Annotated in this window: 18 protein-coding genes and 1 pseudogene; 11 read left to right on the top strand and 8 right to left on the bottom strand. The window is 62.3% G+C overall.

Annotated features, from left to right (window positions below):
- Positions 1–306: 306 nt before the first annotated feature.
- The gene (locus A5758_RS04370; RefSeq protein WP_231987224.1) at positions 307–987 is read left to right on the top strand and encodes a TetR/AcrR family transcriptional regulator; all 681 of its coding nucleotides are present in this window, start codon (positions 307–309) and stop codon (positions 985–987) included.
- A 56-nt stretch (positions 988–1,043) separates the two neighbouring features.
- On the opposite strand, the gene A5758_RS04365 is transcribed toward A5758_RS04370, so the two are convergent.
- Together A5758_RS04365 and A5758_RS04360 are read right to left on the bottom strand one after the other, a co-directional pair.
- Positions 1,044–2,759: a class I adenylate-forming enzyme family protein gene (locus tag A5758_RS04365; RefSeq protein WP_067736969.1), complete on the bottom strand. Its 1,716-nt coding sequence runs from the start codon at positions 2,757–2,759 to the stop codon at positions 1,044–1,046.
- A gap of 16 nt (positions 2,760–2,775) precedes the next feature.
- Positions 2,776–4,194 (bottom strand): MaoC family dehydratase N-terminal domain-containing protein, encoded by a 1,419-nt coding sequence (locus A5758_RS04360; protein ID WP_231987223.1) that lies wholly within the window; start codon positions 4,192–4,194, stop codon positions 2,776–2,778.
- 61 nt (positions 4,195–4,255) lie between these two features.
- Between A5758_RS04360 and A5758_RS04355 the strand changes: the two genes are divergently transcribed.
- The 8 genes from A5758_RS04355 (at position 4,256) to A5758_RS04320 (ending at position 13,407) form a co-directional block, all read left to right on the top strand.
- A complete protein-coding gene (locus A5758_RS04355) occupies positions 4,256–5,254 on the top strand; it encodes an acyl-CoA dehydrogenase family protein (protein WP_067736962.1) in 999 nt (332 codons plus the stop codon).
- Complete coding sequence (locus A5758_RS04350) at positions 5,238–6,410, top strand: acyl-CoA dehydrogenase family protein (protein ID WP_067737068.1); 1,173 nt, start codon at positions 5,238–5,240, stop codon at positions 6,408–6,410. Before A5758_RS04355 ends, A5758_RS04350 begins: the two co-directional genes overlap by 17 nt.
- Before the next feature lie 26 nt (positions 6,411–6,436).
- Positions 6,437–7,291, top strand: coding sequence for an enoyl-CoA hydratase/isomerase family protein (locus A5758_RS04345; protein WP_197503749.1), 855 nt, complete (start codon positions 6,437–6,439; stop codon positions 7,289–7,291).
- 42 nt (positions 7,292–7,333) lie between these two features.
- A complete protein-coding gene (locus A5758_RS04340) occupies positions 7,334–7,702 on the top strand; it encodes a nuclear transport factor 2 family protein (RefSeq protein WP_067736954.1) in 369 nt (122 codons plus the stop codon).
- Entirely contained in the window at positions 7,699–9,324 is a 1,626-nt protein-coding gene (locus A5758_RS04335; protein WP_067736950.1) for an AMP-binding protein, read from the top strand. The genes A5758_RS04340 and A5758_RS04335 overlap by 4 nt, the downstream gene beginning before the upstream one ends.
- 18 nt (positions 9,325–9,342) lie before the next feature.
- Positions 9,343–10,665, top strand: coding sequence for a cytochrome P450 (locus tag A5758_RS04330; RefSeq protein WP_067736946.1), 1,323 nt, complete (start codon positions 9,343–9,345; stop codon positions 10,663–10,665).
- Positions 10,662–12,515, top strand: a complete 1,854-nt coding sequence (locus A5758_RS04325) for an NAD(P)/FAD-dependent oxidoreductase (protein ID WP_067736943.1) — start codon at positions 10,662–10,664, stop codon at positions 12,513–12,515. Before A5758_RS04330 ends, A5758_RS04325 begins: the two co-directional genes overlap by 4 nt.
- Positions 12,516–12,597: 82 nt before the next feature.
- The gene (locus A5758_RS04320; RefSeq protein ID WP_067736939.1) at positions 12,598–13,407 is read left to right on the top strand and encodes an SDR family NAD(P)-dependent oxidoreductase; all 810 of its coding nucleotides are present in this window, start codon (positions 12,598–12,600) and stop codon (positions 13,405–13,407) included.
- Between the two features lie 72 nt (positions 13,408–13,479).
- Here A5758_RS04320 and A5758_RS04315 read toward each other — a convergent pair whose 3' ends face one another.
- From A5758_RS04315 to A5758_RS04295, 6 genes and pseudogenes are all read right to left on the bottom strand, one after another.
- Positions 13,480–14,298, bottom strand: coding sequence for a mycofactocin-coupled SDR family oxidoreductase (locus A5758_RS04315; protein ID WP_067736934.1), 819 nt, complete (start codon positions 14,296–14,298; stop codon positions 13,480–13,482).
- 140 nt (positions 14,299–14,438) lie between these two features.
- Complete coding sequence (locus A5758_RS04310; RefSeq protein WP_067206735.1) at positions 14,439–14,870, bottom strand: hypothetical protein; 432 nt, start codon at positions 14,868–14,870, stop codon at positions 14,439–14,441.
- A gap of 12 nt (positions 14,871–14,882) precedes the next feature.
- A complete protein-coding gene (locus A5758_RS04305; protein WP_067736929.1) occupies positions 14,883–15,629 on the bottom strand; it encodes a hypothetical protein in 747 nt (248 codons plus the stop codon).
- The gene (locus A5758_RS26375; RefSeq protein ID WP_255360824.1) at positions 15,626–15,757 is read right to left on the bottom strand and encodes a hypothetical protein; all 132 of its coding nucleotides are present in this window, start codon (positions 15,755–15,757) and stop codon (positions 15,626–15,628) included. The genes A5758_RS04305 and A5758_RS26375 overlap by 4 nt, the downstream gene beginning before the upstream one ends.
- Positions 15,758–15,770: 13 nt before the next feature.
- Positions 15,771–16,075 (bottom strand): annotated as a pseudogene (locus tag A5758_RS04300) (CbbQ/NirQ/NorQ C-terminal domain-containing protein); the annotation flags it as partial.
- 268 nt (positions 16,076–16,343) lie between these two features.
- Complete coding sequence (locus tag A5758_RS04295; protein WP_067737065.1) at positions 16,344–17,567, bottom strand: cytochrome P450; 1,224 nt, start codon at positions 17,565–17,567, stop codon at positions 16,344–16,346.
- A gap of 361 nt (positions 17,568–17,928) precedes the next feature.
- On the opposite strand from A5758_RS04295, the gene A5758_RS04290 reads away from it, so the two are divergent.
- Together A5758_RS04290 and A5758_RS04285 are read left to right on the top strand one after the other, a co-directional pair.
- A complete protein-coding gene (locus A5758_RS04290) occupies positions 17,929–18,618 on the top strand; it encodes a TetR/AcrR family transcriptional regulator (RefSeq protein ID WP_067206739.1) in 690 nt (229 codons plus the stop codon).
- 216 nt (positions 18,619–18,834) lie between these two features.
- The gene (locus A5758_RS04285; protein ID WP_067736925.1) at positions 18,835–21,183 is read left to right on the top strand and encodes a CaiB/BaiF CoA-transferase family protein; all 2,349 of its coding nucleotides are present in this window, start codon (positions 18,835–18,837) and stop codon (positions 21,181–21,183) included.
- The last annotated feature ends 2 nt before the right edge of the window (positions 21,184–21,185 follow it).

The raw sequence follows: 21,185 nt of genomic DNA, 5'->3' as shown, positions 1-21,185 counted from the left end.
GCAGCTCGCCCCTTCGCCGGCCCGAGCAACGACGCACCCCATCCGGCGCCGATTTCGGCGGGCGCGGCAGGGACGCACGATCGCGAGCATCGCGAGCCTAACATTTTGAGTAACGTCAATACTTGGTTCCTGCACATTCGCAATCCTAAAATGGGACAGTAACGCTTCCGATAATGAGAGGGCGATTCTCACTCGGCCGACGGGCAGGCCGTGTGCGGCGGGCTGACGCGGTGGCGTCCCGTCGTAACCGCGGAGCCGGTGCCAATATGGTGGCCCTATGGCGTTTTCTTGGAGAGGGGAACAACCGTGACTTCAGGCGAACCGCCCGCAGAGACGCCTGCGGCCAAAGATGCCGCAAAGGGCTGGCAGGAACGAGCTATCGAGCGTCGGCTCGGCGAAGCTCGCGCGTTGGCGGTGAAACGCAGCACGCAATTCATGGCGACCGCGTTGGAATTGGTCCAGGAATCGGGCCAAGCCAACTTCACACTCCAGGCTCTCGCCGATCGAGCCAATCTCAGTCTTCGCACCTTCTATCAACATTTCGCCGGCAAGGACGAACTCCTGCTGGCCTTGTACGAAGACCTGACCGCGCAGTACACCGAAGCGATACGAGTTCAGGTGCAGGCTGCCGACGGACCCATGGCGCAACTCGAGGCGTGGTGCCGCGCCGTTCTTTCGCGGCCGGGAGCGTCGCAGGAGGTGGGCGGCCGTTTGGTGCTGATATACAACCTAAGTCTGGAGTTGGAGAACCCTGAGGCGTTCGCCAAAGTGTGGGAACCCCATCGTCAGTTGCTGACGCAGATCCTGACCACGTGTTCGCGGTCCGGCTTGATCCGCCAAGATCTTACGGTAAAGCAGTTGACGTCGTTGCTGGGTTCGACGATGACTTCCCTGGGGCAGTACAACGCGTTGCATGGCGGTATCGGGGAAACGGGCTTGACGGAAGACGTCGTCTGGTCGTGGTGCCGAAAGGCGGTCGCACCTTGACCGCGACGTCAGACGAAGGCTAGCTGCCCGGGAGCTGATCGCATCGGGGTGAGACGTCAACTTCCGACGGGGGCTGATCGCTGTTGCGACTGAAGTTTCGCCGCGGCCAGTTCACGTAGCTTGCCGACTCTCACCTTGTCACTGCCGGTCAGCGAGATGTCGTCATCGTGGAAGAACAGTACGTGACGCGGCACCTTGTAACTTGCGAGGTGCTCACGGAGAAATGTTCGTATCTCCTCGGCCTCAATACTCGAGTCCTGATGTGCCACAACGCAGGCCACGACGACTTCGCCGAGCGTCTCGTGCCCGACACCAACGGTTTTGGCCACCTTGACGGCCGGGTGCCGGGCCAGGATCTCGTCGACTTCCAGCGGTGAGACATTCGCGCCGCCGGTCTTGATGATCTCGGTGAGCCGGCCCGTCCAGAACAGCCGCCCGGCCTCATCAAGGTGCCCCCCGTCACCCGTGTGAAAGAAACCTTCGGAGTCGAGCGTCTCATCAAGCGGCGTCCCGATATAGCCGAGCATGAGGGTCGGCCCCTTGACACAGATTTCGCCGCTCGTACCTCGTGGGACAACGTCGCCGGTCACGGGATCGACGACCTTCAACGTCACGCCCGGAAGGGCGACCCCCCAACTGTCGATATGCTGCTCTGGCGATGCGTTGACGTCGAAAATAGTTGTTATCGTGAACGTTTCAGTGTTGCCGTAGGCGTGGTCCGGCAGATGCCATTCGTGGGAAACCGTTGGGTGACGTGCGACCGGCGTCTTAACGTCGGCAAATCTCATGCTGCTGAGATCGACGGAGTGCCAGTTGGGCGCAGCCTCAATCTGGGCCCACTGGTGCGGCCACGCGAATGGATAATTCACCCGCTCGGATGCCATCAACTCAAGCGCTTCGGCGGCGACGAACGTCGGTTGCAACACCAGGCACCCGCCGGCAGCGAGCGTCGCGCCTAGCGACATGACGAAATTGCCCGACCAAAAAAATCCGTTGGCCGACCAGCATCGAATGTTGTCGCCCGGTTCGAAGCCGCACACTCTTCGGAAACGCCACATCTGAATGGTGATGCCGCGATGCGCATTGAGGATGCCCTTGGGCTTGCTCGTCGAACCCGACGAGAAGAACAACGCTCCTGCATCGCTGAGGTTCACCGCCTCCGCCGTTGCCAAGACCAGTTGACGCGGCTGTCGAGCGCCGCTGGCCAAGAAGGTGGCCCAGTCATCGGCACCGGGGCCTGGCTGGCCAACCAGCACGAGCTCGCGAAGGAACGGAAATTTCTCGGATTGCAATGGCGCGGAGGTTCTTTGACCCAGTTCGGGTACGAGATCGGACAACACCGCCAGGAAATCCGTCTTCAGCACCTGCCGTTCGAAGAGCAACAGCGCAACATTCGATGCGGTGAGCAGATACTCGAGCTCGGCAGGTGTGGAAAAGGTGCTCAGCGCCACAGCAACGCCGCCGGCCATCGAGATGCCGAAGAACGCCGCCAACCACTCGGGACGGTTGGTCATCAGCAGACCCACCCGGGTGTCTTTGCCGACACCACTGGCTCGCAGGGCGGCCGCCACTTGCACGGCCCGCTCCCACAGCTCGTCGTACGTCCAACGGGTAGCCCCGTCCGCCGAGTGGAATACCAGGGCTTCACGATCGCCGTACATCGATGTGACTTCGCGAAGGAAGCCGGGCAGTGTGAGTGCCCCGAGCCCCGGCTCCTCGCTCAACGGCGGACCTGCTGAGATCGACGGCGCCGGTGCAATGTTGGTCGTCATCAAATGCCGGAGTCGCTCAGAACGGCAATTCGATCTCGGCCGTGCACTTGACGAGTTCCTCGCCGTTTTGGTTCTTCAGGTGCACCTTCACCTGAACTAGAGGCATGCCCCACGCCGACTCGGACTGCTTGTCGATGACCTCACCCTCGAAGTACGTCACGTCGCCTTCGAAGGCAGGGCCGCGAAAATCGGCTTTGCTGTGGTGCACCATTCCGTTGTGGCCTGCCCAGTAGGCGAGGTAGTCGGTGCACCATGCCCCCATCGTCGCGCCGTAGCCGTAGGCGCGGGCCATACCCACTTCGCTCGCGCGATCGGCATCGATGTGGCCTCGTGACGGACCGAGGTACAGGCCGTCTCGCTTGCGCGGATCGATGAACGCGTCTTCCTCGTCGAATGCGAAGTCTTTCCCGAAGCCCGGATCCTGATACACCCATGGGTCGTCGACACCTTCGGGCGTGACCCAATAGAACGAGCCCCACGTGTTGAAGACGAACGCACGGTATTCGGTGGTGAAAGTGGCGATGCTGTGCGGCCCGATGACCCGGCGCGGCAACGTATCGCCCACCTTGACCTCATCGAAGTGTGGGGAAACGCCGGCCCGATTGGATTCCAGCCAATCCCGGCGCACTCGGTCGATCTCCTCGAGTTCCAACTGCGTCCACCGCTTGATCTCCCCGAGCTGGCTTTCGAACATTCCACGCTTGGTCGCCTCTTCGTAGAGGTAGCGAATTGCGGTGGACCGTTCGCGCGCCACCAAGACCCCATGCTGGTTCTTGTGAACGGTGTCCCCTCGCGAAAACATCGTCGGTCCAGCGAATTTCGTCTCCACCACTTTGTAGTCGTGAAAACGCCGCTGCTGGAAAAGCTGATCGCCCGGGCGCACCGGACAGCCGTAGAACCACCATTCCTCGCCGCCGAAGATCAAGTGGCTGTTCGGGATGTGACCGACACAGGCAGGTGCCGCGCCGTGCCCATAATCGAGCGCGACCGCAATGGACTGCGGAGCGATGAGGCCGCCGAAAGCCGAGTCGCGAGCGAACTGCTCATCCCAATGCAAGGGGTTCGGATAGTCCATTGCCATGACCCAGCGGCGAATATCCGACGAACTGCACGGATCCCATAACTGTCCACCACCGATGGGCTTGCCGACCCGGTGGTCGACGTCGGACACGTCCAGCTCGACGCGCGACTCTTCGTCTGCTGCCGAACTCGGCTGCCTTGCCATGATGCTTCTCCTGTTCGGTGGTAGCGGCCGCCGCGATGTCCGGCGGAGCCGCCCAGTCGGGCGCCGGGTGCTCGCGCGACTTTCGTGACCGACCGCGGTGCGATCGCCGACGTGGGCGATGCTCGAAGGCCGGGGTAACCACCATCGACGTGCTCCGCCAATGCTGAATGTTGCTATCTGATTATAGTGATTGTCAACCATCGCCAACATTGACTTTCATTTAAGGAGAATAGTATTCTCGTCGCAACCCTTCAACGGAGACGGAGCGTGCGTGCTTCTTGAACTCGACGACGACCAGCGCTTTTGGCGCAATACGGTTCGGGAGGCGGTAGACAAACAGTGTCCGCCGGCGCTGGTTCGACAGATCGCAGAAGGACGCGCGAACGCGGATGACCTCTGGCTGTGGTACCGGGATCAGGGTTGGACTGAACTGAGCGATCCGGACAATTTGATCGAACTCATCCTCGTCTTAGAAGAATTGGGTCGCGTGACCGATCCGACGCCCTTCTTGGCGTCCCTCACGCAGTTCGCTCCGTTGGTGGGTGATCGGTATGACGCGGCGGGCTCCGGCACGGCCGTCTGGGACGGAGTCACAACACGGCGTGCGCGTGACGGGTGGCTACTCGACGGCGTGGCCCGGTTCGTCCTCGACGGTGATCGCGTAGATCGGCTCGCGGTTACCACCGCATCTGGGGTGTTCATCGTCGACGCCAGCCAGGTGGTTGCTCGCCGGCTGGCGACGTTCGATCCCGTTCTGCATGTCGCCGACCTATGGTTCGACGGCGTGCGCGTCGCTGAGGATGACCGTGTCGTTGGTGACCGCGAACGGGCGCTTCAAGTCGCGCTTACCGCCATGGCGATCACCACTGTCGGAGCTTGCCAACGCATCCTCGACCTCACCCTGGATCACCTCAAACAGCGCGAGCAGTTCGGGGTTGTGATCGGGTCTTTCCAGGCGCTGCAGCATAAGGCCGTCGACATGTACGTAGCGGTCGAGCGAGCCCGCGCGTTGGCCTACTTCTCGGCGCTCACCATTGCCGGCCACGATCCCCGCCGCCGCCTGCTTGCCCGCATGGCGAAAGCCGCTGCGGGCGAAGCCCAGTCGCGGGTTGTCCGTCACGGAATGCAGTGCTTTGGCGCGATGGGCTTGACCTGGGAAAACGATCTGCAGTTCGCCATCAAGCGCGCGCGAGCAGGCGAGCTGTTGCTCGGCAGCGCCGAAGAGCACCGCACATTCGTCGCGAAGGAGTATGGTGCAGCTGACATTTGACGACGACGTCGAAGCCTTTCGGGCCGAATTCGCCGCGTTTCTCGACGAGCACACCCCATCGGAAGCCCTCACACGGGAGCGGCCTCGCTCGGTGTCGCACATGCCGCAATGGGCCAGGGACTGGCAGCGCCTGTTGTTCGATCAGGGTTGGCTGCTGCCCGCCCAGCCACCCGAATTCGGCGGGCGCAACGCCACCGTCCTACAGCAATTCGTCCATCTCGACGAACTGTGCCGACGCAGAATTTTCCACAGCTTCAATCCGCAAGGCGTCAACATCGTTGCGACATCGTTGATCTCGTTCGGTACGCCGGAACAGAAACAGCAGTGGGCCATCCCGGTGCTGCGGGGCGAGAAGACAGCCTCGCTGGGGATGAGCGAGCCCAACGCCGGCTCTGACCTTGCCTCCCTGCGGACGCGCGCTGTCCGCGACGGCGACGATTTCATCGTCACCGGCCAGAAGGTGTGGACGTCGGGGGCGCATGATGCCGACTTCCTGCTGACCTTCGTGCGTACCGACCCCGATGCACCCAAGCACAAGGGCATTTCAGCGCTGGTGATTCCGACCGAGAGCGAGGGCGTGGTTTGCCGGCCCTTCGGCGACATCGCCAGCGCGGACAATCTCGACTTCAACGAAGTTTTCTTCACCGACGTCCGTGTTCCGGCCAAAAACCTTGTCGGCGAGCTGAATCAGGGTTGGCGAGTGGCTAATGGTTCGCTCGGCCACGAGCGGACCATGATGTGGTTGCTGTTCGCCGATCGGCTCGACAACCTGATCGCCGATTGTCAACCTCAGTCACCGGTCGGCCAGGACCAGTACGCGTCGATGATCATCGATTATCACGCCCTGCGTGCATTGGGATCAGCCGCTTTGGCCCGGGCCGCGCGGGGCGAAACCGACACATCGTCGGTCTCGTTACTCAAACTTCTGGGCTCTGAAGCCGAGTGTCGCGCCGCCGATGTTGTGCTGTCGACATCCGGGATCGAAGGTCTGCTTCATCCCCTAACCGGCCGCTACCAGCACATGAACAATGACGAGTATTTCGCGAGCGGTTTCGAGCGTTATACCCGGGGTGTCGCGGCCACTATCGCGGGCGGAACGTCGGAAATTCAACGCAACATCATCGCGCAACATGTTCTCGGTCTTCCCCGTGGCTGAACACGTTGCGGGACGGAGGGATGACGGTGTCTGAAACCGATTGGCCACGAATGGAGTTCCTGGTTGTACGGCGGCACGGCAGCATCGTCACGGTACGTCTGAACCGGCCTACGAAGATGAACGCCATCAACAGTGGAATGGAGAAGGAGTTCTACTTCGTTCTCGCCGACTGTAACCGTATCGACGCGGTCAAATGCGTGTTGTTGTCCGCAGAAGGACCTAATTTCTCGTCGGGACACGACATCCAACAAGTCGCCAGCGAAACCGTTGGCGGACAGGAACCCGCGACGATCGAGGACAAGTACTGGGTCCACACCGGCGACTTGCTACCTCCGTGGCGGTTCACCAAGGGCCTCGTCGTGGCCACCAAGGGCTTTGTCGGGCCCCACGCGAACACATTCCTGCTCGCCGCGGACGTGGTCATCGCCGCCGAAAACTCGCGCTTCAGTTGGGAAGAGTCTCGGGTGGGGGTCGGCGCTCCGTACGGCCCCTATGCACTGATGCCGTTCCACTTCCCCATCCGGGTGATGAAGCAGTTGTGGATGACGGGGGGATGGCTGGACGCGCAGACCGCGCGCCAACTGTTCTACGTGAACCGGGTGGTCCCGCTGGGCGAGGAGGAAGCCGTCGCGATGCGCTTCGCCGAGCAGATCGCGCGAATGGAAACCGGCGACCTCGTGGCCAACAAGCGCGGTACACACCGCCTCTACGAGGCGGCCGGGCTGTCGGCGATGGTCGACGTGGGCCGAGACCCCTACGTACCCGACGCAGAAGCAGCCGTCGCCAAAGAGCACCACCTTCGCATCATCCACGAAAAGGGCGTCAAAGCTGCTGTGCAGGAGCGCGACTCGGGCTGGAGCGACGAAGTGAGCAAAGTCTGACCATGTCCCGACACTGAATGAATCTCGAGAGAGGGAATACCCATGCCCGATGCTGAAGCGATTGGGGCAGCAATCACCAGCCACTGTGAAACGCTGAGCAATCACGACAAAGAGGGCTGGCTGGCGTTGTGGGCCGATGACACCGTTCTCGAAGACCCGGTCGGAGTCGACACCTACAGCGGAATCGAGAGCTTACGAACCACATTCTGGGGCATGGTATCTGACTTGTCTCCGATGAAGTTGTGGCTCGAGCGTGACGTCGTCATCTGCGGCAACGAGGCGATCGCCATCTTGCAGGGTGTTGTCACCCGCAACGGCGCCTTGCAGCACGTGGGTCCGCTGATCGACCACTTCACTTTCAACGACGCCGGCAAGATCTCGATGATGCGGGCCTTTTGGAAGTACGCGTGACCTTGCCGACACAGGAAACGTTGCCGGCCATCGTCAATCGGATGGCCGTGACGGATCCGCGTCGGCATTTCATCCGAACGGTCGACGGCAAGGCGGCAACGTGGGCCGAACTGCAGGAGTCGATGACCCTGTGGTCGGCGCGCTTCCTCGCACTGGGGGTCAGCCGCGGGGATGTCGTGGTCACCGTCCTCGACGCCGGCCTGGACTCGGTGGCCGTGTGGCTGGGCCTGGCGAGCATCGGCGCGGTCGACGCGGCCACCAACCCGGAATTTCGTGGCCGTATGCTCGCCTACGCCATCAACAACTGCGCACCAACGCTGCTCGTTGTCGCCGCGCGCCACCTCAGCGTACTCGACTCCGTCGCAGCTGAATTACAGAATGTAAAAAGGGTTCTCGTCATCGGCGACCATGACGAGGCGTCCATCCCGGTGACCGCGCTGCCCGCCCCGACCCGGCCGAGCGATATCGATACCGACGTCGCCGAGGCGCGCGGGGTGATGAGTGAGCCCCGGTTCCATGACATTGCCTGTATCACCTACACGTCGGGGACCACCGGGCCCTCCAAGGCCGTACGTCTGCCCTGGGGTCAGCTCCACTCGATCAATTCCGGGACCTTCCCGCTCGAAGACCTCACGTCAGACGACGTCTTCTACTGCACGACGTCACACGCCCATTTCGGCTCCAAATCCATCCCCTACAACGCGGCTATGGTCGGTGGCCAGGTCGTCATCCGACCACGATTCGCCCTCAGCAGTTTCTGGAGCGACATACGCGGATTCGGTGTCACCACAGGCATGCTCGTCGGTTCGATGGCCGACGTGTTGCTGCGCGATCCCAACAGCCCGGGCGGCGCGACCACGTTGACCAACTTGTTCATGGCTCCGCTGGGCAACAGTTATCGACAGTTCAGCGAGAGATTCGGCGTGCGCATCTGCACCGTGTACAACAGCACCGAAGGGGGCGTGGCGATTCGTTCGGGGTGGAACCCCGCCAACGAGCACACCGTGGGCCGGCTCCGGCAGGGCTACCCGGGCTTCGAAGTCCGGCTGGTGGACGCCGACGATTACGAGGTCCCCGACGGTACCCCCGGAGAATGCGCGATCAGGGCGCGAGAGCCATGGGTGATGAACGCCGGATACCTGAACAACGACAGCGCAACCGTGTCAGCGTGGCGCAACGGCTGGTTCCACACCGGAGATGCGCTCGTCCGTAACGCCGACGGCGAGTACACGTTCGTTGATCGGCTCAAGGACGTCATCCGGCGACGAGGAGAGAACATCTCGTCGTTCGAAGTCGAAGCAGACGTGCTGCAGAATCCGGAGATCGTCGAGTGCGCCGCGGTCGCCGTCCCGGCGGGCTCGGTGGAAGACGAGGTTCTTCTATTTGCGGTGCGCCGTCCGGGTGCGTCGATCACCGCGCCCGAGCTGGCAGCGGACCTCGCGAGCCGGATGACGCGTTTCATGGTGCCTCGCTACATCGAGTTCATCGACGAATTGCCCAAGACCCAAGCGACGTTGCGCGTGATCAAGGCCGATCTGCGGCAACGCGGAATCGGCCCGCACACCTGGGACAGCCAGAACCAGACGGCTCGCATGTCGGCGAGCGCAGCTGCCAACAAGTGATCGAAAGAAGGCACACCCGTGACGACTGAACATTCCGAAGGCGCAACGAATTGCCCCGCCGGCGGCGGATATTCGGACCTTCTAGAGAAGGTGTCCTTCATCGACCCTGCCGTGCAGGAGAAGCCGTTCGACTACTATCGCGCGCTGCGCAACAGTGACCCGGTCCACTTCGAAGAAGACCTAGGCATGTATCTGGTGTCGCGTCACGAAGACCTGATGACGGTACTTCGCGACCCTGTGGTGTTCTCCCAGGAGCTCGGCTACTACAAGCACATGGCGAGCGGCCACCTCGACGCGATCAAAGAAGTATTAGAGCGCGAGGGCGGTGGGTTCTTTCCCGACGTCGCCAACATTGATCCGCCCAAGCACACCCGGGTGCGCCGGCTGTTGTCACAGGCGTTCAGCAGGAAGCGGATGAATTCCCTTCAACCGCAATTCGAGGCTCTCGTCAACGGCTTGATCGACGGCTTCGTCGACCGTGGACGCGTCGACGGGTTGCACGATCTCGCGCTGCCTATGGCGATCGCTTTCAGCCAGCAGCAACTGCAGGTCGATGACCTCGACATGGCCACCATCAAGCGTTGGGGCAGTGCCTATTTGTCCCAATTCAGTCTGCAGAACACTCGAGAAGACATGATCGCCGCGGCGCATGACCTTGCCGAGATGCAGCGCTATCTCATCGATCTGGTTCGCCGGCGCATCGACGAGCCGGAAGATGACATGCTCTCCGACATCATCACGGCACCCGCTTCCGACGAGGAACCGTTGAGTTTTGAAGAGCTGGTCGCCACTGCGCGCGCATTGCTGATCAACACCCACGACTCGATGTCGACAGCCTTCACCAACATCCTCTTCCAGGTCGCGACCAACGCGGAGATCGGCGAGCAGTTCTACGCGGCCGGCCACGACGACGCGCGGATGAGCAAACTCATCGAGGAGCTGTTGCGACTCGAACCTCCGGTACGTGCCCTGTCGCGGGTCACCACGGCCCCAGTGCACCTCGGTGACGTCGAGTTACCGCAGGGCGCACATCTGCTCATCTTGTTCGCCTCGGCCAACGACGACGAATCCGTCTTCCAATGCCCGCGGCAATTCGACACCAGCCGCATCAACCTCAGGAAAAGCATGACCTTCGGGGCCGGCACTCATTTGTGTCTGGGAATCGCATTGGCACGAATGCAGCTGCTGGTCGCGGCGCGACAGACCGCGCTGAGACTCCCCGACCTACGCCTGGCCGTGCCGGTCGAGGACATCAGATACCTTCCCAACGCCGCGCTGCTGGCGATGGAAAGCCTCCCCTTGGTGTTCATCGTCCGACCGACAGAGGAGCCACGCCGATGACGTGTGAACCGACAACTCTGCCCGACCCAGAAGATGTGGACATCCCCACCCTCCGCCAGCGGTACCGGTGGGAGCGCGACCGCCGGCTCCGGCCCGAAGGGCAGGCCCAGTATGCCCCGGCATCGGAAACGAGCGCCGGACTCGACTACAGCGATCCACACCTGCCGCGGGTGTCACGCCCGGCGCTCAACGACGAGATGGATGTGGCAATCCTCGGCGGTGGTTGGGCCGGTGTCTTGGCCGGCTACCATCTGCGCAAGGCGGGCGTCGAAGACTGTCGGATCATCGAACAGGCTGGTGATTTCGGCGGGGTCTGGTACTGGAACCGCTATCCCGGCCTGTCGTGTGACAACGACTCCTACTGCTATCTTCCGCTGCTGGAAGAGATGGATTTCGTCCCGTCGAAGAAATTCGCCGAAGGCCTCGAGATCAGAACGTATTGCCAGAGTGTCGCCAAACGTTTCGATCTGTACGACGGTGCCTTGTTCCATACCTGCGTCACTGCGTTGAGCTGGGATGAGTCCATCTGCCGATGGCGCATCGGAACCGATCGGGGTGACGACCTACGGGCCCGGTTCGTGATCGTTGCCATGGGGCCGATCAACACGCCCAAGGTGCCGCGTGTGCCGGGTCTCGACGACTTCGAGGGCCAGATGTTTCACACCGCCCGTTGGGATTACGGCTACACCGGCGGCAGTCAAGAAAAGCCGGTTCTAGACAAGCTGGGCGACAAGCGGGTGGCAATCGTCGGTACCGGCGCCTCGGCAATCCAAGCGATTCCGTTTCTGGGGCGATACGCACAACAGCTGTTCGTCCTCCAGCGCACCGCTTCCACTGTCGACGAGCGTCACAACACCCCGACTGATCCGGACTGGATCGCCGGCCTGCAACCCGGCTGGCAACGGGAACGCCAAATGAATTTCCACCGGGCTGCGCTCGACGGTCTGTTGCCTGGTGAGCCAGACCGGATCTGCGACATATGGACCGAGATCAACCGCAATCTCTCAGCGCAGTTCGAGCAGACCGGATGGCCGCAATCACCGGAGGAGTTCCTCGCGGTACGTGAAGTCATGGACTATCGCGTGATGGAGCGACTGCGGGCGCGCGTCGACGAAACGGTGAAAGATCCCAAGACAGCGGCGATCCTGAAGCCGTGGTACCGCCACATGTGCAAGCGGCCGGCGTCAAGCGACGATTACTACCCCACGTTCAACAGGTCTAACGTCACGCTTCTCGACGTCTCACCCACACAAGGTGTCGAGCGCATAACCAGGCGCGGCTTCATTCACGAGAACACCGAATACGAGATCGACTGCATGATCTTCGCCAGCGGATTCGAAGTGACGAGCGACCTACAGCGGAGGTGGGGAATTGACAAGATCTCCGGGCGCGGCGGCCGATCGCTCTACGACAACTGGGCGCACGAGTTTCGGACGCTGCACGGCGTGATGACACACGGATTCCCGAACTCGTTCTACATGGGCTTCTTCCAGGGCGGTTTCAATGCCTCGACGACGGAGACGTTCAACAATCAGGCCCGCCACATCGCCTGGATCATCGAGCAGGCATCGCAGCGCAATGCCGCGACGGTCGAGGCCACATCGGACGCTCAGGACGCATACGTGGACCATGTCCGCAGTGTCGCTGTCGACACCACCGACTTCATACGCGAATGCACACCGGGCTATTTCAACAATGACGGTCAGGAGATCGCCGATGGGACGGGTGAACTACGGCCACGCTCCTATACCGGTGAGTTGTACGGCCTGGGCTATTACGCGTTCGAGAAGCTTCTCCAGGATTGGCGCGACGCCGGGGACCTCTCAGGTGTCACGATCACGACACCGTGAACGCAGGGCTCGCCGCATCACGGTGACGTGGCGCAGACCACGCCACAATAAGGTCGATTGATCGCATGAGGATCCCCGGATTGTGCGGATAATCGTTACCGGCGGCAACAGTGGGTTGGGAAAAGAGACAGCGACCGCGCTTGCCGCCCAAGGGCACCAGATCGTGATCGCTGCCCGCGACATGGAGAAGTCTGAGCGGGTAGCAGCCGCTATCGGCGGCGACGTTGCGGTTGCTCGACTTGACCTCGGGGATCTGACGAGTGTGCGCAAATTCGCCGAATCTGTTGACGAGGTCGATGTTTTGGTGAACAACGCCGGAGTCCTCGGTCTGCCGCTGCGCCGAACGGCCGACGGCTTCGAGATGCACATGGGCATCAACTACCTGGGGCACTACGCGCTGACATGTCTTCTCAGCAACCGGATCACCACCCGGGTGGTCTCGGTGACCAGCCTGAGTCACATGTTCAGCCGATTGCACCTCGAGGACCTGAACTGGCAAACCCGGCGTTATTCGAAGTGGTCAGCGTACGGCGAGTCCAAGCTCGCGGTGATGCTGTTCACCAGCGAGATGGCACGACGCGGAATGCCCGCCGTTGCCGTCGACCCCGGGGGTGCCGACACCGACATCGTCCGTTACGACCGGGGATTTCTGCGATGGTCGTCGAATCAGTGGTGGCTGAAGGACTTTCCGCAGAGCGCACATACCGCAGCGCGGTCCAGCGTCATCGCCGCGACGCAGGATCTCGCGCCAGGCACCTATCTCGCACCCACGCTTCTGCAGTTCGGCAAACCACGGGTCACCAGGTCGCGCAAAAAGACCAGGGATCCGCGCACCGCGCGACGGCTGTGGGAGCTCTCGGCTGAGCTGACCGAATGTGATTGGCTGCGTTGACCGGCCTTGCACGAGGCACAGCAACCGAGTAGCCGGCGTCTGATCAGCGACAGCCGGCCGGCCGCTGCGCCGTCACTTGATCGTGACTCCCGCATCGACCTTGAACTGCAAGCCGGTGACGAAACGCGACTCATCGGAGATGAGGAAAAGCACCGCGTTGCTGACGTCGACGGTGTCGATGCACGGAGTCGGCATAGCGTTGATGAAGCTCGGAACCAGATCCGCGCGCTCGCCCCCGAGTAGATCACCCAACGCAGTGGGAATCATGCCGGTCGGGACACCGGTGGGATGAACGGAGTTGACCCTGATGCTCTGCGCGGCGAGCTCGTTGGCCAGTGCTTGAGTCAGACCGACCACACCCTGTTTGGCGGCCGTATAGGGAAGCTGCAGCGGATAACCTTTCAGCGCACCGGCCGAGCTGATGTTCACTAGACTGCCGCCGCCACGAGCTATCAGGTGCGGAATCGCGGCAGCGCAGGTATTCCATGTGCCGATGAGATTCACGTCCACCACGGTGCGCCACTGCTGTGCTGTCGTCTTGTCCCACGAAGCAACGGTGAGGACACCGGCATTGGCCACCGCACCCTCGAGGCCGCCTAGTTCGTCGACACCGTCGTCGACGGCTCGCTGCAATGCAGCCTCGTCGCGGACGTCGACGACCCGGCTGACACAGCGACCGCCGTACTCGGCCACCAGAGCCACCGTTTCTGCGAGTTCGTCTTCGGTCGCCAACTCATAGTCCAGCTGTGGCAGCGACCGGCAGATGTCCACGAGGATGAGGTCGGCTCCCTCTTGCGCGAGCCGCAAGGCGTGGCTCCGCCCCAGCCCCCGGGCGGCACCGGTGATCAACACCCGCTTACCGGCAGCCCGTCCCCCCCGCGGTTGCGTCACAGGTCGATCCTTTCCGTTGCGGCACAGGCACTCTGCAGACCGGGGTGACCGAGTACCTGCAGTCGGCGACCGGCGAACTCCGGCCGCTCAATCTCCCGAGGTCACCCCCCCGACGGGCCGTCTTCTCGGAGCCCTCGGCCTCATGGCGGCGGGGCTGTGTGTGTTTGGGCCGCTTTGCGCGCTTCCCGCTCTTGGTGGATTCGGACGAGTTCACGGAAGCCGATGCGTTTGTACTTCGGTACCGGCTGTATGCCCCACACGTCCTGCGCGGTGTGTTTGGGCTGCGCGCCCTCCGGGGGGCCGAACATCGGGTACGGGACTTTGCACTCCAGGGTGTCGTCGGAGTACCGGACCTTGAGGAGCTCACTGCAGATCTCGGTGAGACTCAACGTCGGGTAACCGTAGTAGACCGCCATGAACGGCAGCGTGAAAGCACCTTCGATGACCAAGGCGATCAGGCACACCACAACGGCACGTTTGATCCACTTGTGCATCCGCGCGTAGTAGGGCGTGGTCCCGGGGGGAAGATCTTCCGCGGAATCCGTGGCTTCTGTAGACGATGAGGTGTTCATCCCTGGGCCCTTCTAGTCGGAGAAAATTTCGCGATTGACGGTGTGCAGGTACGGGATGGCCAGGAACGGGGTGATGTAGAAGATGTCGAAGATCCACCACCCCACCACCGGGAAAATGGTTCCCGCGTAACGGACATCGGCGTAGAGCGTCATGTTGAAGACGTAGGTCACCCAGATCACCACACCCATCCAGCAGGTGATGATCATCCATTGGTGGCCCCACCGCTTCATCTGCAGGAAGCCGATCGCCGCGGACACGCGCATCGCGAAGACGGTCAAGATGAAACCGAATACCATGGACTTCTCACCGGGCCCCCCGGCACCACCCAGCCAGAGCTCGTTGTAGTGCCAGTAGTAGCCGCCGTCGAAAAGGTAACCCCAGCCGGCGGTCAACACCCGGTTGATCAGGGTGTGATTGGCGATCCAGTCCAGACCCCAGCCCAGGGTGTTCAGCATCCCGTCGATCATCACCAGATAGCCGATCAGCGTCACGATCATCGGCCGCATCGACAAGCCCTCGCGGGCGGCTTGGCGCTGCAGCCAGATGCCGCGCATGAAAATGGGAAAACCGAAAATGCCGGGTGCCCAACACCCCATGAGGCCGGCGCCGATGATCATCCATTTGTCGGCACGGCGTTGCGCAAGACGTGACTGTTCGTCGTGCTCGGTAAGGCTGCCGAATTCGCGCGAGCCCGGCCCTGATGCCGGCGCGCCAGATGACTTTGGGCGTGAAAGCCGGTCGGAAAGAGGCAGATTCACAGGTCCCACCACCCACGTGCGAAGGACATGTAGAGCTGGATCCCGAACATCAACGCCAGGTATCCGTAGATCACGAGCTGAAAGATGATCAACGCCTTTTTGCGCTGACGTTCCCTCTGATCAACCATCGATACTCCTCCTTCAGTGGGTGCCGGACGTCCGTGATGGGGCCAAGCTGGCGAGCGTGATCTCGCGCAGCCCGTCAGATATCGCACCGTCGATCGACAGCGGTGCGAGCAAACACGATTCAGCCGCTTCCAGTTCGCCGGCCCCGGCGGCGATCAACTGCGCTGCGGTGACAAGGACGCGGGTCGAGGGTGGTTCGAAATGAAAAGCCTCGTCGGCTGTCCTGATGGCGGTGGCGCAGGAGACCAGCCGCGATGCGACGCCGGCAGCGACGCCTAATCGGCAATGATGACCTCGGCTTCTTGATCCGGGGGCAGATATCGCCACTGCCGTCAACGAACAGCTCCGTTCCAGAGCTGTTGCGTGTCCGCAGGAGGTCTCATCCACGAGGCCTGGCTCCGGCTTCTGACCCGCCCGGGCCGGTCAGAAAGTTCCGATGTTGGCGAAGATCCAATACCAGAACCAGATGATCAAAACGACGCCGCCCCAGGCGAAAATGTAACGCGCGATCTCCCAGATCCAAGCCAGCATGCTCGACCTTCTCTCTTTTCCGATGTCGCGATACTCGAAGAATCAGCGTGCCCTCGCTCATGGGTCCACTCGGGCACCCGGGGTGAAGACGACGGGGAGGGCGCGGTAGCCGCGGGTGACCGAGGCGCCGTGGAAGTCGACGTGCGTCTCGGACGGGATTGTGAAGTCGGGCAGGCGCTTGAGGACTTGTTCGACGCCCACCCGAAATTCGAGACGGGCGAGATTGGAGCCAAGACAACGATGCACGCCGGCTCCGAACCCGAGGTGACGGTTTGCCTGGCGGTCCAGGATGCACTTGTTCGGTTGGTCGAACTCGCGCGCGTCGCGGTTGGCGGCGGCATAGTTCACCACAACCGTCTGCCCGGGACAGAACTGGTGTCCGCTGAGTTCGACCTCTTCGGTGACAGAGCGATTGAGTCCGTGGATCGACCCGGCGTAGCGGATGAATTCCTCGATCGCGGTGGGCATCAGCTCTGGCTCGCTGATCAAGCGGTCGCGCTCGGAGGTGTTGGTGCCCAGGTGGAAGAAGGCGAATGACATCGCACTCGAGGTTGTCTCCAGTCCCGCTTGCACCAGCAGCATGACATTGGCGACCACGTCGTCGAATCTCAATTTCTCACCATCGATTTCGACGGCAAGCAGAACGTCGATGAGGTCGTCGCGCGGCGGTTCGCCACGACGCCTGTCGATTTCGTCGCGCACCCGCATGTACAGGTTCGTCATCGCCTCGTTGCGGACGTCTTCGGTCTCACCATTGACCGCGACGTCGGTTGTCTCGAGGTAGAACGGGACGTCCTCTACCGGCATACCGAGCAGGTACCGGAAAAACACGATGCCGGGCTGCTGCCACGCGACGTCGGCGAGGTCTCCGCGGCCCGACTCGATGAATGTGTCGATCAATTCATCAGTGACGGCGCGCACCTGGGGCTCGAGCTGTTTCATCCGGCCCGGCGAAAAGTACGGGTTCAAAAACTTGCGCATCTGCTGCTGGCGCGGTGGATCGATGGTGATCACGATGTCGCCGAACCACATCAGCGAGCCTTCCATCGTCAGCGGCTTGCTGGAGAAGCTTTCCCAGTTCCGTGCGATTTCGTAACAGTCGTCGTAGCGGGTGGCAACCCACGCGCCCCCGGGCGTCGGACCCACGAACGGAGAATCCTGATGGGTGAACGGCGCGCTCTCGCGCATCACTTCGTAGACCTGGTACAGCAACTCCGGGTCGTTGAAGTCCTCGTGACGAAGATCCAGGTTGCGGGCGTGTTCCTCCGGCGATCTGCTCACGATGGACAGTCCTTTCCGCACCGGCGCGCCGAGATCGGCGCAACGCCGGCGATCGGCTTGGGCAGACAGCACCGGACGACGGGCCGCCCACAGTTCCGTCACACCGCAATCGTGGCACCGTCCCTGTGCCGTCCCCGCCGGCCCTCGAATTCCTCGCGTATGCCGAAATTGTCTTTGGCACACAGTAAATCGTCGATTGCAGGGAGTCAAGCGACACTCGATAACTACCCTGGCGACTACAATCCGCGAGGCCGCTTTGCGCGCGCACTAATAGGCTGGGGCCGAGAAAGTCTGAGGTGGACTGGGGCGGCGCGCGTGCAGGCTTCCCCTCAGTCGACGGGTGCTCGCTAAAGTATGTGTGATGACCACAGGCGCGCGGCGGCGAGTTCGCGACAAGGACGGCAAACAACGAGCCCTCCTTGAAGCGGCCGCTGAGGTCTTTGCCGAAGCGGGATACGCGGCCGCGGCGACGAAGGAGATCGCCCGTCGCGCCGACTGCTCGGAGGCAATGCTGTTCCACTACTTCGGGGACAAGCGAGGCATCTTCGAGCAAGTCGTTTCTCGACAGATCGCGGACCTCGTCAGTGAGGCCGAAGAGCAAGTCGTGGCGGCCCTGCCTGCGCGCTTCGAGGACTATATCGAGCAGCTTTTCTTTGCGAGACTAAAAATCGATGACCGGGACAGCGGTGTTCCCGGCTGGGACATTTCCGGGCGGGCGTTATCAGATCCGGACTTCTCCCTGCGGGTGCTGCAACCCAATCACGCACGCCGTACGGCCGTCATTGCCGAAGGCGTCCGCCACTACCAAGCTGAGGGGCAGATCAGGGCCGACGTCGACGCCGACCTGTTCGCCGAGCTGCTGGCTAATTTCATCATTTTCACAACGAGCCTCGGACCTCGCTGGTTTGGAACGGGCGAGTCAGACATCCGCGCGCAGATTGAACTGGGTTCGCAGATCCTCGCCAAGGGTGTAAGCACGTCAATTACGAAGCCGCCCGCCAAGCGACGCGGAAGAGTGCAACGGACCCCGAAGGTGCGTGCGGCCGACTAAAAGCTCCGACGGACTCAACCGCGGCCAGGGTTATCGAGTCGCACTTGACACGTTAGCTTTCCCGTCGCTAGCGTCGTTGCCAGCCAAGCCGCAACCATGCGGATGCAGAACACCCTGCTCGATCGGCACGAGGGTGAGGACAGGAAGTGGCGTGTGTGCACTCATCGGCGCGGGTAACTCACTTCCGAAGACATTGACGCGGAAAGCCGCAAGACGATGAACGCTCTGCGTGGGGTTCGTGTTGTCGAGTGGGCGACGGAAATTTCCGGCCCGTACTGCACCAAGTTGTTCGCCGACCTCGGAGCGGAGGTCATCAAGATAGAAGCTCCCGACGGGGATCCGTTCCGCCGCAGGACGTTTGGCGAACGGCACGACGCTGACGCGCTGTTCAAATTCTTGAACGCCGGCAAGCGTTCGGTCGTTGGCACTTCGCTGGCAGACCTGGAGCCTCTGATCGTTTCCGCGGATGTGTTCGTCGATTCTCTCGGCCCCGGGGCACTCGACCGCGAGGCCCTCCTACGGCGAGCGCCACACCTGGTGATCGTGGCGTTGTCTCCCTACGGGTTGACCGGACCGTACCGGGACCGACCCTCGACGGAGTTCACGATCCAGGCCGAGAGCGGAACCCTGGCGTTGCGAGGTCGTCCAGACCAACCGCCCATTCAAGCCGGTGGCCGAGTATTCGAATGGGTGATGGCCAGCTACGCCGCCGTCGCGGCGCTTGGCGCATTGCGGCCAGTTCAACTCGGCGGCGCAGGCGAAATCGTTGACTGCTCATTGCTGGAGACGTGTCACCTCAGCGCCAGCGGATTCGCCGACCTCTACCACGAGTTGGCCGGTCGTCCCCCTTTGACCATGCCGGCGCGACAGGTTGAAATCCCTTCCATCGAACCAACCGCGGACGGATGGGTGGGCTTCAACACCAATACCCGTCAACAATTCGAGTCATTCCTCGCGATGATCGGCCGGTTGGAACTACTCGACGATGACCCGGCGTGGGCCCTCGCAACGACGCGCTGGGAACGCCGGGAGGAGTGGAATCGGATTGTGCGGGAATGGACGACGAGACATTCCACAGACGAGATCGTCGCGTTGGCCTCCGATCTGCGGATCCCCGTCTCTCCCGTCAACAATGGCCAGACCGTGTTGGACCACCCTCAGTTCGCGTCGCGGGGCGTGTGGGGCACGTATGCCGACGGCAGCTTTACCCACCCGTTGGCGCCCTACCAGATCAATGGCCGACGGCCCGCCCCAACCGCCGGCGCTCCCCCGCTCGGCGAAATGACAAAAGTGCCCGCCCACAGCAGGATTGCGGCCGTCGCCGACCGCGCCCCAAGCCTTCCGCTGGACGGCGTGCGAATCCTGGACGCGACAGCGTGGTGGGCGGGCCCCTCCTCGACCCACATTCTTGCCGCACTGGGCGCTGAGGTCGTTCACCTAGAATCGAAGGACCACCCTGACGGCGCGCGGATGGCGGCCGCGGCGTTCGCCAATCAGTCTCAGTGGTGGGAGCGGTCGGGGATGTACCTGGCGACCAACGCCAACAAGCGCGGGCTCACCCTCGACCTGTCCTCTGAGAGAGGGCGGGAGCTTTTCTTCCGACTCGTCGAGCGCTCCGACATCTTGGTTGAAAACTTCTCGCCACGCGTATTCGACAATTTCGGCATCACGTGGGAAACCGTCAGTGAACTCAACCCTCGAATAGTCATGGTTCGAATGCCCGCATTCGGGCTCGACGGACCGTGGCGCAACAACGTGGGCTTCGCGCAGACGATGGAACAGATGACCGGGATGGCGTGGGTGACCGGCCATGAGTACGACCAGCCGCGAATCCCCCGCGGCCCGTGTGACCCCCTGGCGGGAATGCACTCCGCATTCGCCATGCTCGCCGGCCTCCGGCAACGGGATCAAACCGAGCGCGGGTCGTTCATCGAGGTCTCGATGGCGGAGGCCGCACTCAACGCGGCCGCCGAGCAGGTCGTCGAATTCACCGCCTACGGAAGTCTGATATCGCGCCGGGGGAATCGCAGCCGTGACGCCGCACCACAAGGGCTCTATGAGTGCGCGGGAACTGAGCGATGGCTGGCCATTTCGGTCGCGAACGACGAGCAATGGCGCCGACTCAAGTCGGCTCTGGGCAACCCGGATTGGGCAGACGACCCCGCGTTGGATACCCACGAAGGGCGTGTCGAGGCACATGATGTGATCGACAAGCATCTCGAGCAATGGGCTGGCCGGCGAGAGTCCTCGGCCGCTGCTGAATTGCTTATCGAATACAGCGTCCCCGCAGCGGATTTGGCAGATGCCAGGGTCGGTTCGATGCACCCACAACTGGCTGCCCGCGGCTTCTTCGAAAGTCTCGACCATCCCGTTGTGGGACAGCATCACGTGGCGGCACTTCCCTTCAAGTACCGCAGCGTTGACAAGTGGTATCGGTCACCGGCACCGACGTTGGGACAGCACAACGCGAGCATCCTCGGCGACCTACTCGGTCTCGACGCCGCATCCATTGCGGCGCTCACAGAGCAGGACGTCATCGGGACGCGACCGGGCGGATTGGACTGAAC

The sequence above is a fragment of the Mycobacterium sp. 852014-50255_SCH5639931 genome, from assembly GCF_001665605.1.
Classification (GTDB): domain Bacteria; phylum Actinomycetota; class Actinomycetes; order Mycobacteriales; family Mycobacteriaceae; genus Mycobacterium; species Mycobacterium paraffinicum.
The sequence above is the reverse complement of the archived record's forward strand: the minus strand, read 5'-3'. Positions and strand labels throughout refer to the sequence as shown.

What these genes read in the sequence shown, in the direction of transcription:
- A5758_RS26375 (WP_255360824.1), bottom strand. Translation starts at nt 15,757, where the DNA reads ATGGTTGATCAGAGGGAACGTCAGCGCAAAAAGGCGTTGATCATCTTT.
- A5758_RS04340 (WP_067736954.1), top strand. Translation starts at nt 7,334, where the DNA reads ATGCCCGATGCTGAAGCGATTGGGGCAGCAATCACCAGCCACTGTGAA.
- A5758_RS04325 (WP_067736943.1), top strand. Translation starts at nt 10,662, where the DNA reads ATGACGTGTGAACCGACAACTCTGCCCGACCCAGAAGATGTGGACATC.
- A5758_RS04290 (WP_067206739.1), top strand. Translation starts at nt 17,929, where the DNA reads ATGACCACAGGCGCGCGGCGGCGAGTTCGCGACAAGGACGGCAAACAA.
- A5758_RS04360 (WP_231987223.1), bottom strand. Translation starts at nt 4,194, where the DNA reads ATGTTGGCGATGGTTGACAATCACTATAATCAGATAGCAACATTCAGC.
- A5758_RS04310 (WP_067206735.1), bottom strand. Translation starts at nt 14,870, where the DNA reads ATGAACACCTCATCGTCTACAGAAGCCACGGATTCCGCGGAAGATCTT.
- A5758_RS04365 (WP_067736969.1), bottom strand. Translation starts at nt 2,759, where the DNA reads ATGACGACCAACATTGCACCGGCGCCGTCGATCTCAGCAGGTCCGCCG.
- A5758_RS04285 (WP_067736925.1), top strand. Translation starts at nt 18,835, where the DNA reads ATGAACGCTCTGCGTGGGGTTCGTGTTGTCGAGTGGGCGACGGAAATT.